Genomic DNA, 13,383 nt, shown 5'->3' on the forward strand with positions numbered 1-13,383 from the left:
AAAAAGTGGTCCTAATAATTTACCAAAGAGGGTTTAATGCAATGGGAGACAGGGAAAAAAAAAAAAATAGAATAAAAATGCCCATTGAAATTTCATATTTTTTTGCAATTTTGAGTGTGGCATTGGAATTTACTTTTTTAAAACTTGAAAAATGCAAAAAGAAATTTTTTTGGAAAACTGGCCCATTTTTTCCAGGGGGACCAAATGCCCCCCCCCCCCCCGTTATGGCGTCAAAATTAGTTATCCAAGCTGTAATGGTTTTTCTAGTTGTTGCATAAAATTTTTATTGCCTTCTTTGTATCCATTAGCATTAAAAACATCAAGCTTTATTTTTTCAATAGATTTTTTTATATTTGTATCCCAAATCAAAAACCCAATAGGAAAACTACCTTGCACATTATCAAAGGTATTTGCAGGACAAATAAAACCTTTTTTCAAAACAGCCTTAAAATCTTTTCTAAAATTAACAAATGCAGTTGAATTTACATATTTTAATGTTGAAAAGCTAGCCAATATACAACCATCGATTTCCTTGTAGATTCTGATAAAAAATTGTGCGAACAGCTCTCTTATACCTAATCCCAAATTATGATACTTTGCATTTATAGCTGTTGTATTTGAAACACCTATTTTATTTGCCCCTGTGCCTGTGGTTTGCTTTGCGCTTCCTGCCTCCGCATAAGGCGGATTGATATAAATAATCAGCTTTTTGCGTTTAGCCTCATCTTTTAAAATCTCTTGCAAATCTTTTGGGAGTTTGGATTTATGTATTACATTGCCTTTAGAATCTACCTCATCAAAAAAGCTATCATTCAAAAAATCAAAAGCAAATACATGAGAATCTAGCAAATTCGCGCCGTTTTTTATACGCTCATGCATGATTCCCACATCTTTATCATCTAATGTCGAGGCAAAGATTTTATATTTATCACTTAGCCCTGCTAGCAGATTCCCAGTGCCAGCCGCGCAATCCCAAATATAATACTCATCTTGGTAGTTTTCGCCCAGTGCTTTTGCAAGATAGCTTTGTGACTTTTCCACCCAAATGGGCGGGGTGAAAAACGCGCCTTTATACTCGCGGATATCTTGAGGCACAAGCAAATCGCGTCGCTCTAGGATATAATCCCAAAATTCCTCTTTTGGCGGGCGCTCGTAGAGATTCCAAAATGACTCGTGCAAATGCGCTTTGCCATTTTTAAATTCCGCTCTATCGCTGGTGAAAAGCCCCATATCATTGACTTTGCGATTTAGCTCATAGTGGTCTTTTTGCAAGATGATTTGTAGTTTGTCAGTAATCGTGTGATTTTCCACGCTTAGCAAATCTGCAAGGTAAAAATCCGCATCAAGTATGCCGTGCGCCTTTGCCTTGTCCCAATCAATCATTATGGCTTCTTTTACATGCTTTACCCATTTGAGATACACATTCACAAAATTATTTTTTGTGATTTGGATTTTGCTTAAGCCATTATTTTCAAGGGTGAAATTTGTGGCGATAAATTCGCGTAAATGTGCGCTGTCAGATTCAAAATAAAAGCGCATCTGCTTAGATTCTAGTAAATCTTTTGTAAGTGTGTAAAGCTGTTTAAACTCCTTGCTTGTGTGATCGCTGGGAGTGACATTCCAATTAAAATCATTTTGACTAAAAACATGCATAACTTCGTGGTAGGGAATAAAGGCGATTTTCTCACAATCAAATGCGCCTAGGAAAAGTGGTGGAAGCGTATCTTCAAAACTGCGCTCTTTGCCAATGGTGAGGATTAACTGCACGAAAGATTCTATAATGTCCTTATCTTTGCCCTTTTTTGCCTCTGCCCAAAGGAAGTTGATATGCTCAAAAAGCGTTTTGTCAGAATATGAAATGCAAAAGTCGATTCTCCCTAGAATCTGCGTGTGGTTAAAACCTGTAAAAAAGTCTCTAGCAACTTTGTTTTTAAGCTCTTCTTCGGAAATTTTTAGAGGATACATTGGTTTTCCTTTTTGGGTTTTGCTTTTTTTGATTTTGCTTTTTTTGATTTTTGATTTTGCCCTTCTTTGATTTTTGCTTTTATTTGATTTGACCTTTTTGGGGTTTTGTTTTTTGCGCTGGTTTGGATTGCCTTTTGGTTTGGCTTGGTTTTGTTATTTACTTCAACTTTTGGATTCTCGGCTTTTAGATTCTAGGCTTTTTGGACTCTTGTTTTTGATTTTTGGCTCGCGCCGCTATTTTTGCGCTTATCATTCCTTCACACTCATTCCTATCAGCACGGATTCTATGAGTTCATCGATGTCGCCATCTAGCACCGCGCTTGTGTTGCTTGTGGCATAGTTTGAGCGCAGGTCTTTTACCTGCTGATAGGGTGCGAGGACATAGGAGCGGATCTGATGCCCCCAGCCTATCTCGCTTAGATCTTTGGAATCTATCTCGCCTTGCTGTTTTGCGCGCTCGAGTTCATAGAGTTTGCTTTGGAGCATTTTTAGCGCGGTGGCTTTGTTTTTGTGCTGTGAGCGGTCATTTTGGCACTGCACGACGATGCCTGTGGGAAGGTGGGTTATGCGGATGGCAGATTCTGTTTTATTGACATGCTGTCCGCCCGCACCACTTGCGCGATAGGTGTCGATGCGGATGTCTTTTTCTTCGATTGTGATTTGTATATCATCATCAAGCTCGGGACTTACTTGCACGCTAGCAAAGCTCGTGTGGCGTTTGGCATTGGCATCAAATGGGGAGATTCTCACCAGCCTATGCACGCCATTTTCGCTTTTTGCGTAGCCATAGGCGTTTTCGCCTTTGATGATAAATGCCGCGCCTTTGATGCCCGCTTCCTCGCCATCTTGATAGTCTAGCAGCTCGACTTTATAGCCTCGCCGCTCCGCCCAGCGCAAATACATACGATAAAGCATGCTCGCCCAGTCTTGCGACTCCGTCCCGCCAGCGCCGGGCTGGATGGTAAAAATCGCATTTGCGCTGTCATGCTCGCCGCTTAGCATCACCGCTATCTCTAGCTGGCTTATCGCGCGGCTTAGCTCGCCAGACTGGGCAAAAAGCTCTTGCAAGCTTACTTCGTCATTTTCAGCACTTAGTAGCTCAAAAAGCTCTTGCGCGTCTTTGATGCTTTGCTCTATTTCGCGGTATTGCTGGAGGATTTTTAGCGCTTGAGACTTCTGTCTGCCAATCTCGCTGGCGCGCTTGGCATCATCCCAAAATCCCTCTTCTAACTCTTGCTTTTCTATGTCTTTTAGCAGCGCTTCTATCTCTTGTGGCTTGATGATGGCGTGTATATTTTGGCATTTTGTCTGCAGTGATTTGAGTAGCTCGGTGTATTCGTATGCGTCCATTTTTCCTCGATGTAGGCTTTGTAGCGTTTGGTATTTGCTAGTGCGCTTTTTGGCGGGCGACAAAGCGCGCATTATACGCCAAAAGCCTTTATGATTTGCTAAAGTTTTGGAGGCATTTTACATAGAAAGTGTATAATCACGCGATAAGCCACAAAAAGGACAAGATAATGAATGATTTAGATTCTAGTCAGAATCCGCAAAATACGCACGAAAATCCGCGTCAGAATCCACATCCAAATATGCGCCCAAATCCGCGCCAGCCCATATCCATACCAGCACTTTTGGAGATTAGCAAAGATGATTTTTTAAGCACGCCGATGCTTATGCTAAATATTTTGCCAGTGGTGCTTGGCGTGCTGTTTTGGGTGGGGATTTTGTATGGGTTTTCAGGCACGATACTTTCCTATCTCACGCACTTTTTGCCAGAATCTTGGTGCTTGAGCCTTGAGAGTGCTAGTTTTTGGGGTGCAGGCGCGCTAAATGCGATACTTTGGGCGATTTTGTATATCATGCTTGGATTTTTGGCGATTTTGCTAGCGATTGTTGGCAATCTTTTTGTAAGCATTTTTTACACGCCAATCGTCGTGTCATATGTGAGGAAGCGCCACTACACAGCCGCGCCCAAAAGCGAGGGCGCACCGCTACTTGCCGCGCTCAAAAATTTCTCCATATCTCTAGCGATTTTGTGCGTAGTGTGCGTGGTGTGTATCCCGCTGCTGTTTGTGCCACTGCTTGGCGGGCTGGTGATGCTTGTGCCATTTTTTATATTTTTTTACAAGACGACATTTTTTGATGTGGGCTGTGAGGTGCTGGGCGCGCATCGATATGCCGAGATTTGGCAGGCAAAATGTCGCTATAGGGTGGCTTTTGCGGCGTATGTGATGGGGCTTGTCCCGATTTTGGGCTTTTTTATGCCGCTTTTTCAGGTGATTATGATTAGTCATTTTTATTTTATGCAGGATTTTGGCGAGGATTTTAGCCGGAGTTTTGATGAGGCGGATTCTGGCGCGCGAGAATCTAAATAAGCAGAATCTAAATAGGCAAAGCCAAAATCTAGAATCCAAACAAACGCGCTCAAATAGGCAGAATCTAGCCCCGCATTTTTTGGGATTTTTGGCGCTGGATTCTGGCGATTTTATGAAAAATAGATTCTAGCAGTCTATATTCTCAAGTGCTAAATTTTGGCGAAAAATATCGCAAAATAGGCAAAATAAAATCTCAAAATTCTGCACCAAACAAAGCTACGCCAAAAAACCAGCGCCAAAAAACCCAGCGCCAAAATTGACATAAAAGCAGAATCTAACAGCCAGCCAGAATCTAAAACTTACCAGAATCCAACCTTGCCAGAATCCAGCAATTTAAACCAGAATCCAAAAACCGCGAGAATCTAACAATTTGCCAAAATCCAAAAATCCAAACGAGAATCTAAAACCCGCTAGAATCCAAAAGCGCGCCAGAATCTAAAAAACCAAACGAGAATCCAAAACTCGCCAAAATCCAAAAACCCAAATAAACAAAACCCAAAAACACTAAAAGCAAAATCCAAAAGCACACCAAAATCCTTGCCAATCCCTTTGTTTTCATCAGTATTTCACTCTCATTTTATGTATTTTTATAAGATTTTTGCATTTTTTTGGAAATTTTCTTGCGTTTTTTTTTTTTTTGATATTGTGCGTTTTGGATTCTGGGAGCGATCTGGCAAAATGTCAGATAAACTGGCAAACAACAGATAAAATGGCTAGCAAAGATTTGATACCGGCAAATCTTAAAATGTTTATACCAATACTTCTAACCCCTGTGTTGCAAGCATTTCTAAGCCTCGCACCAGAATCTCAAAACTCGCACAAAATGATAAAGACATTTATCAAGTCCATCTACAAATGATAAAAAATACTAGTTATATAATGTATAATATAGCATCTATTCCTATTTTACACATTTTGCAAAAAATCTTCATAAATTTTTTACAAAATTTATTTCGTTTTTTTTTTTTTTTGATATTATGCGCTCTGGATTCTAGAGCCAAAGATCGGGGAGTCAAGCCTAAATTTGACATTTGACCCTATAAGAAGCGTTTTGAATGCCTCCTCAAGGCGTTTCACAATCCTTAGCTCTAGAATCTGTATAAATCTATCAATCTCATCTGATAAGGAAAAGTATGGAACATGTCAAAGTCTCCCTCCGCACCAAGCTCATTTGCGCTACGATAGGCGTTATTTTGCTTATTTTGGCTATCATCAGCGTGATAAACTACCGCTCCAGCGTCTCTACGATAAACTCGCTTTATTATGCCTTGCAAAAAAAGATGCTCGACTCATCATTTAGCGTCGTCGAGGATGCAGTGGAAGGCGAAGCGGTGCAAAGTTTGCAGTTTTTGGCGCGAGAATTTAGCCAGATGCAGCTAGATTCTGTATCAGACATCGCGCAAGCGCGCTTGCTTATGGATTCTATCGCGCAGGCGCACAACTATGAAAATGTGTTTGTCGGATACGAAAATAATGACTTTCTCATCGTCGCAAAAGATGATAGACAAAGTGCGAAAAAAGGCGGCTTTGACACACTTGATAATCTAAAAAATCAGCTTTGGTATAAAAAAGCGATAGAAAAGCGTGGCTTTGTCGTGCTAGACCCCTATGTCCCGCGCGGCGGCAGTATCGATCCCACGCGCAAACTCTCGCTTGACAAAAATGGCAAATCCCTAGCCGTAGTCGCGCTGCCTATCATAAAAAGCGGCAAAATCATAGGCGTCGTGGGGCTAAATCTCTCTTATGATGAATTGCAAGAGCATTTTAAGCTATTTGACCTTGAGCAGCTGCCGAGTCTTTCTATTTTTATCGCGGATTCTGAATATGCTATTTTCTCGCATGATGATCACAAAGTCGTGCTAGCCACACCCGGCGAGCAGCCTGTGGAGCAGGCACTCGAAGAAGCGCTTGGTAAAAACAAGCAAGATGAAGGCACAATATATTATCTGCATGACAAAGTAGAAAAAGTGGCGCTTTTCAAGCGGCTAAAATCTGGCTGGGTGGTGGCAGTCTCTGCTAGCACGAGCGATTTTACCAAAGCGATACAAAAGGAGTTTATCGCGACTATGCTTGTGTCGCTGGTGCTGCTGGCGTTTGGCGCTGCGATGCTGTATTTCCTCATCTCTTATCTGCTAAAGCCTATTACCACGATAACACAAGGGCTTGATAAATTTTTCGCCTATATCAATCACGAAAGCAAGCAGGCAAGCCTGCTAGAGGTGAAAAGCAACGATGAGTTTGGCTATATGGCGCACTCGATAAACAAAAACATAAACCACACGCAAAAAAGCCTAGAAAAAGACACAGCGCTCGTGGCACAAACGCTAGAAATCGTGCAAAAGGCAAATGAAGGCTTCGTGCATGACACCATCACACTAGAATCCAATAACCCACAACTCATGGAGCTACGCAATGGGCTAAATCACTTTATCGAGGCGATAAAGACGCGCATAGGAAGCGATTTTAACGAGCTTAGAAAGGTGCTGGATTCTTATGTGGGGCTTGATTTTTGCGTGGAGATAAAAAACACTAGCGGACATGTCGAGCTAGTCACGCAAACGCTTGGCAATGAAATCCGCAATATGCTTAGATCAAGCGCGGAGTTTGCCAATGTGCTAGGCGAGCAAAGCAAAGAGCTAAAATCCTCTATGCAGCGCCTAACTGATGGCACACAATCCCAAGCCAGCTCGCTAGAGCAGTCTGCTGCGGCGGTGGAGGAGATAAGCTCATCTATGCATAATGTCAGCGAGCAGACAAGCGAGGCTACCAAGCAAGCAGAGGATATCAGAAATATCGTGGGCGTGATAAAAGACATCGCCGATCAGACAAACTTGCTCGCACTAAATGCTGCTATCGAAGCCGCGCGGGCGGGCGAGCATGGAAGAGGATTTGCCGTCGTCGCGGATGAAGTGCGAAAGCTAGCTGAACGCACCGGCAAAAGCCTAGGCGAAATCGAGGCAAATGTCAATGTGCTGGTGCAAAGCGTGAATGATATGAGCGAATCTATCAAAGAACAAACTAGCGGCATCGAGCAGATAAACGCGGCGATAGCGCAGCTGGAGAACTCTATGCATGACTCGCTTGATGTCGCAAATAGCACCAACGAAATCACCAATCGCGTGGCTGATGTGGCAGGGAAAATACTTGAAGATGTAGGCAGGAAGAAGTTTTGATTAGAAAGAAGTTTTTAAATTAAGGGGAAGTTTTAGTGGCAAGGAGTTTGGAGGGGCTTTGAAGCTTTGCGCTTTTGGCTCTTTTAAGCTTTTTTCTGTGGTTTTGATTTGCGCTCCGGATTCTTGGATTTTGTGGAATTCTTGCTAGGATTTGGCTTGTGCTTTAGATTTTAGATTTCAAGTTTTGGATTCTGGCAATCTGGCAAATCAATGTCACAAAAAGCAAGGAGGTGGTAAGACTCCGCCCCGCCAAAGCAGGAAATCTTAGTAGCACTTGACTATAACTACGCAAAGCAGTATAATCACGCTGAAGATTTTTAACTGGAATCTCTTCAAGCTACACCTCCTTATTTTTTGATAGGGAGGAAGCTCGAGGCTGCCATGCTCTACGCAACCTCAATTCCTATTCTACACATTTAACCCTTAAAACTTGACATAATCTTGACTAAAAACACTTAAAATCATCACAAACCCGCAAATCTACCAAAACTCGCTTCCTGCTTCGCACGCCAGCCATAGCTGCATTTTTTCACATTTTAGAATCCAATCGATGATAATTATTGTATAATAGCCTCTTATTTTGCAAATTTTAAGGACACCAAAAATGACCCAAGAAGAATTAGATGCGCTGATGAATGGCGGCGATTCTAGCTTGAATGATGCTGATTTGCCCGATGAAGCGCAGGGTGTCGCGGCGGCGGATTCTGATAAAAAATCGCATGCCAAAGATGATTCAAGCGAGTTTGACCCGGACAATTTCCGCGTGCAAGCCTCCAAGCAATGGCCCCCGCCCCCGCCAGATAGGGACAATAAAGTCGTCCATCAGCTCGATGATGTCACGCGCGACACGGAGGTGAAGGCGGGCGAGGTGTTTGACCAGCTCGATATCGTGAGTGCCAATGCTGAAAACATCCTCAAATCCTCTAAAAAACTCAAAGAATACCTAGCGCATCAAGAGGAGCTTTTTACCAAGCTTGCCGAGCATTTTCCGCATGTGGAGAGTTTCAAAGGCGCGCTAGAATCCACCAAAGCGATAAAACAAGAATCCGCCAAAATCGCCGATGCTGCCAATGCCTGCTCTGATGCGATGCTCCAAGCTATGGATATCATGCAGTTTCAAGACATCAACCGCCAGCGCATCGAGCGCGTCATCAATGTGATGCGAGCGCTCGCGCAATACATGAACTCGCTGTTTGAAAGCAAAATCGATGACAGCAAGCGCGTGGCTTCTGCGGTGTATATCGCGGGCGATGATAACCCAAATATCGCCGATGCCGAAGACATCGAGAATCTCATCGCATCTTTTGGCAATAAAAAATAATTGCTTATTTTGGCTTGTCGGCGCATAAGCGCGCGGAAGGCTGCGATAAAACAGGCACGCGATACAACAAGCGCCACGCCAATAAACAACAATTTCAAATAAAATCAAAAGGCTAATAATATGGAGATAAATAATATAGAATCTAAAAAAGCGGATTCTAGCGGTTTGACGCCCGGCAATTTGGATTCTAGTGTTTTAGATTCTGGCGTGGATTCTGTGGATTCTGGTGCCAAATCTCATGCAGAATCTACACATATAAAATCCGCGCGCACAAAATCCACTCGCGCAACATCCAGCCCAGAATCCAGCCTTGCATCGCCCACAAGCCACGCCAAAAAAGTCCAGCTTCTCTCCCCAGCTGGCAACCTACACAAACTAAAAATCGCGCTCGCCTATGGTGCAGACGCCGTATATGGCGGCGTTAGCCACTTCTCGCTTCGCAATCGCGCGGGCAAAGATTTTAGCTACGAAGACTTCGCAGAAGGCGTGCGCTACGCCCATGCGCTTGGCAAAAAGGTGTTTGTCACCATAAATGGCTTCCCTTTCAACTCCCAGCTAAAGCTGCTAGAAGCGCATATCTTAAAAATGGCGGATTTGCGCCCTGATGCCTTCATTGTCGCCGCGCCCGGAGTCGTGCGCCTAGCCAAAAAAGTAGCCCCACAAGTGCCTATCCACCTCTCTACGCAGGCAAATGTGCTTAGCGTGCTTGATGCGGAGGTGTTTTATGAGATGGGCGTGAAGCGCATCGTCGCCGCGCGCGAGCTTAGCCTCAAAGATGCGCGCGAGATAAAGCGCGCGATACCAGAGCTTGAAATCGAGATTTTCGTGCATGGGAGCATGTGCTTTGCCTTTTCTGGCAGGTGTCTAGTGAGTGCGCTGCAAAATGGTAGAGTGCCAAACCGCGGGAGCTGCGCTAATGACTGCCGCTTTGATTATGAATACTTTGTCAAAAACCGAGAAAATGGCGAACTTGTGGCGTTTGATGGACAAGAGATATTTGTCAAAAACCCCGATAATGGCGTGCTTATGCGCCTCAAAGAAGAAGAAGGCGTGGGGACGCATATTTTTAACTCCAAAGATTTGAATCTCGCAAGCCATGTCAAAGAGATTTTGGATTCTGGCGCGGTGGATGCGCTAAAGATAGAGGGGCGCACCAAAAGCACCTATTATGCGGGCATCACAGCGCGCACTTATCGCATGGCGATAGATGACTACTATCGCGGTGTGAGCGATGCGCAAAGCTATCAAGCCGAACTTCACACGCTTAAAAATCGCGGATTTACCGATGGCTACATCGTGCGCCGCCCATTTGAGCGCCTAGATACGCAAAACCACCAAAGCGCGATAAGCGAGGGCAGCTACCAAGTCAATGCCGAAGTCGATGAGAGCGGCACGCGCGCCCTCTGTCGCCACACCATCCGCGCGGGCGAATCCAAAGAAATCGTAGCGCCCCTAGATTCTAGCATCATCTGTGGCAAAAACGAGCGCGGCGAGATATACAAAGAGGGCGATAGATTCTACATGCGCTTTGATAGCATCGCACTAGAAAATGGCAAAGAAGTAGAATCCATACACAGCGGCAATACCAACGCCATCTTGCTCCCCCTCCCCCTCCCGCCTTTTAGCTTCCTACGCGAAAAGCTACCAAAGTGATAGTAGAGAATAGTGTTTATTAATTTTGCCTAGATTTTTTGGTTTGTTTATAGGCGCGCTTTGCCCTAGTGCCCTCCCCTAGCCAAACTAGCCTATAAAACCCAGCAAAACTCAAGCAGATAAAATTAGCAAATTAGATTCTGCCAAACTTGGATTCTGCAAGCAAAGCTGCATTTTGCAAATTCACTCCACAAAATTCACTCTAATAAGTAACATAAATCCGCATTTAAAAGCTACTTTTTACCAAAAACTAGCTAGAATCCGCGATTAAGCGGCAGCAAAAGCGTGCGCAACAATACAACCAATGCACGCGCCAAACAAGCGCAAGGCTATATAAAAAATAGTGCGCAGCATAAATGGCGCGAAACATAAATAATACAACCAACGCGCGCCAAAAAGCGACAAGGCGACAAGGCGACAAATCGCAAAAAAACGACAAATAAACCAAACCAATCTAAACACCACTTTTTAAGGCATTTTATGGCTTCTACACGACAAACAGCGCTCAAAAAGCTCTCATCTTTCGCGCAAACCATTTTGCGTAGCAAAGATTTGACGGTGGTGGCGTTTTTGCTCTGCATTTTGGTGATTATCATCGTGCCTTTGCCGCCTACGATTCTGGATTTTTTGCTGACTATTTCTATTATGCTTTCCATTTTGATAATCTTCATCGCGCTTTATATCAACAAACCCACCGATTTTTCCTCATTCCCTACCCTGCTGCTTATCGTCACGCTGTTTCGCCTAGCGCTAAACATCGCCACCACGCGCATGATTTTGACAGAGGGCTATCGCGGACCAAACGCGGTGAGTGACATCATCGCGGCATTTGGGGAATTTACCATTAGTGGAAATTATGTCATCGGGCTCATCATCTTTATAATCCTAGTGCTTGTGAATCTGCTCGTGGTGACAAATGGCTCCACGCGCGTGACTGAAGTGCGCGCACGCTTCGCGCTTGATGCGATGCCGGGTAAGCAAATGGCGATAGATGCCGATCTCAACAGCGGCTCAATCGATGAAAAAGAAGCCAAAGCCCGCCGCAACGCGCTAGCGCAAGAAGCGGATTTTTACGGCTCTATGGATGGTGCTAGCAAGTTCGTCAAAGGCGATGCGATAGCCTCTATCATCATCACCGTGATAAACATCATCGGCGGGTTCTTAGTAGGCGTGTTTCAGCGGGATATGAGTATCGAGGAGGCGGCTTCGACTTTCACTATCCTAACCATCGGCGATGGGCTTGTAGGGCAGATCCCAGCACTCGTGATAGCCACAGCCACAGGCATCGTAGCCACGCGCACCGCGCAGCAAGAAAACGCCAAAGAAGGCTTCGCGCAAAACCTCGTCTCCCAGCTCACCTCACAGTCAAAGACGCTTGTCATCGTCGGCATGATTTTGCTTTTGTTTGCATCGATTCCGGGCTTACCCACGCTTTCTTTGATGTTTGTGGGTGGGATTTTGCTGTTTGTTTCTTGGATATTATCGCGCGAGGACAAAAAAAGCCTGCTTTCTATCGTCATTGATTGGATAAACAAGCGCTTTAACACAAACTTCTCACTAGATGAAGCACCAGAATCCACCGCCAAACCAGACACCGCGCCAGCACCTAAAGCAGAAAAATCCCCAGAAGAAATCCGCAAAGAAGAAGAACAAAGCCTAAAAGATGCGCTAAAAATTGATTTTTTAGAGCTAGAGCTTGGATTTGAGCTGATAGGGCTGGCAGATCAAAAGCAAGGCGGGCTGCTTATCGAGCGCGTGCGCTCCATGCGTAAAAAAATCGCCAATGATTATGGATTCCTCATGCCACAAATCAGAATCCGCGACAACCTCCGCCTGCCCTCTTCCAACTACGAAGTGAAGCTAAAAGGTGTCGTGATAGGTGAAGGAATGGTGATGCCTACGAAGTTTCTAGCGCTTGATACCGGCGTGGTTGGCAAAAAAATGGAGGGCGTGGAGGTCAAAGAGCCAGCCTTTGGGCTAAATGCGATATGGATCGATGCCAAAGACAAAGAAGATGCGATAATCTCTGGCTACACGGTGTTTGACCCATCTTCTGTCATCTCGACACACATTAGCGAGCTAGTCACGCGCAACGCGCAAGAATTCATCACGCGCGACGCGGTAAAAGACATCCTCGATCGCCTAGCAGAAGACTATCCAGCGCTCATCGAAGAGGCGCGCAAGATCCCATCCACCATACGCGTGGTGCTGCAAGGCTTGCTCGCCGAGCGCGTGCCTATACGCGATATGCTTAGCATCCTTGAGACGACTATCGATAAGCAGGCGCAAAATATGGATATGGATGTCATCATCGAGCATGTGCGCGCCAAGCTCGCGCGCGTCATCACGCAGACTTTTGCGGATTCTGATGGCGTGCTGAAAATCATAGGATTTACGCCGCTTGATGAGGAATATCTAAAAGCGCGGCTAAAAGTCGATCAAGACTATGGACAGGTGCTAGCGCTCAATGCCGCAGAATCCGAGAAATTCACCAACGCGCTAAAAGAGACGATAGAAAAAGTGAAGGAGAAAAATATATATTTTGTCATCGCGACGGATTTGAAGCTGCGCCGCGTGCTGGCAAAAGAGGTGCGCGATATCAAGGCGCGCGTGCCAGTGATAAGCTATGCAGAGATAGAGCCAAACGCGCAATATGAGTTTGTCGGCGCGATACAGCCAAATTTTTAGAGCGCAAAACTAGAATCTAGATTCTGGTGCGAGAATCTAAAAGACTGCTAAAGAGTCTTTATCGAGAATCCGCCTAGAATCTAGGGCGCTAGAATCTAAAGTGTAGAATCTAAAGCGGGCAAAATCCAAAATGGGCGGAATCCAAAGCGAGCAGAATCTAAAGCGTTAGAATCCAAAATGGGACAAAATCCCAAACCAAAATCCAGCA

At 44.7% G+C, this 13,383-nt stretch carries 11 protein-coding genes; 8 read left to right on the forward strand and 3 right to left on the reverse strand.

The window, feature by feature from the left end:
* Window positions 1-278, forward strand: a 278-nt coding sequence (locus tag BKN38_RS02650; protein ID WP_218117786.1) for a hypothetical protein, incomplete at its 5' end; no start/stop codon positions are given.
* Here the strand turns inward: BKN38_RS02650 and BKN38_RS02655 are convergent.
* The gene (locus BKN38_RS02655; protein ID WP_066458550.1) at window positions 241-1,965 is read right to left on the reverse strand and encodes a hypothetical protein; all 1,725 of its coding nucleotides are present in this window, start codon (window positions 1,963-1,965) and stop codon (window positions 241-243) included. The two genes, BKN38_RS02650 and BKN38_RS02655, sit on opposite strands and share 38 nt — an antisense overlap.
* A 249-nt stretch (window positions 1,966-2,214) precedes the next feature.
* Complete coding sequence (prfB, locus tag BKN38_RS02660) at window positions 2,215-3,315, reverse strand: peptide chain release factor 2 (protein WP_066458554.1); 1,101 nt, start codon at window positions 3,313-3,315, stop codon at window positions 2,215-2,217.
* A 167-nt stretch (window positions 3,316-3,482) separates the two neighbouring features.
* On the opposite strand from prfB, the gene BKN38_RS02665 reads away from it, so the two are divergent.
* Window positions 3,483-4,340, forward strand: a complete 858-nt coding sequence (locus BKN38_RS02665; protein WP_066458552.1) for an EI24 domain-containing protein — start codon at window positions 3,483-3,485, stop codon at window positions 4,338-4,340.
* The gene (locus BKN38_RS10950; protein WP_156528337.1) at window positions 4,306-4,470 is read left to right on the forward strand and encodes a hypothetical protein; all 165 of its coding nucleotides are present in this window, start codon (window positions 4,306-4,308) and stop codon (window positions 4,468-4,470) included. Before BKN38_RS02665 ends, BKN38_RS10950 begins: the two co-directional genes overlap by 35 nt.
* A gap of 270 nt (window positions 4,471-4,740) precedes the next feature.
* Here BKN38_RS10950 and BKN38_RS10955 read toward each other — a convergent pair whose 3' ends face one another.
* Window positions 4,741-4,899, reverse strand: coding sequence for a hypothetical protein (locus tag BKN38_RS10955; protein ID WP_156528339.1), 159 nt, complete (start codon window positions 4,897-4,899; stop codon window positions 4,741-4,743).
* Window positions 4,900-5,049: 150 nt separating this feature from the next.
* Here BKN38_RS10955 and BKN38_RS11435 point away from each other — a divergent pair, with 150 nt between their 5' ends.
* The 5 genes from BKN38_RS11435 to flhA all read left to right on the forward strand — a co-directional run bounded on the left by BKN38_RS11435 (window position 5,050) and on the right by flhA (window position 13,175).
* Window positions 5,050-5,199, forward strand: a complete 150-nt coding sequence (locus tag BKN38_RS11435; protein WP_218117787.1) for a hypothetical protein — start codon at window positions 5,050-5,052, stop codon at window positions 5,197-5,199.
* A 274-nt stretch (window positions 5,200-5,473) separates the two neighbouring features.
* A complete protein-coding gene (locus BKN38_RS02675) occupies window positions 5,474-7,513 on the forward strand; it encodes a methyl-accepting chemotaxis protein (RefSeq protein ID WP_066458651.1) in 2,040 nt (679 codons plus the stop codon).
* A 604-nt stretch (window positions 7,514-8,117) separates the two neighbouring features.
* Window positions 8,118-8,834: a chemotaxis protein gene (locus BKN38_RS02680; RefSeq protein WP_066458643.1), complete on the forward strand. Its 717-nt coding sequence runs from the start codon at window positions 8,118-8,120 to the stop codon at window positions 8,832-8,834.
* Window positions 8,835-8,954: 120 nt separating this feature from the next.
* The gene (locus BKN38_RS02685; protein WP_233712811.1) at window positions 8,955-10,487 is read left to right on the forward strand and encodes a peptidase U32 family protein; all 1,533 of its coding nucleotides are present in this window, start codon (window positions 8,955-8,957) and stop codon (window positions 10,485-10,487) included.
* Window positions 10,488-10,967: 480 nt separating this feature from the next.
* Window positions 10,968-13,175, forward strand: coding sequence for a flagellar biosynthesis protein FlhA (gene flhA, locus BKN38_RS02690; protein ID WP_066458642.1), 2,208 nt, complete (start codon window positions 10,968-10,970; stop codon window positions 13,173-13,175).
* Window positions 13,176-13,383 lie beyond the last annotated feature (208 nt).

It is taken from the genome of Helicobacter sp. CLO-3, assembly GCF_001854545.1.
Classification (GTDB): Bacteria; Campylobacterota; Campylobacteria; order Campylobacterales; family Helicobacteraceae; genus Helicobacter_B.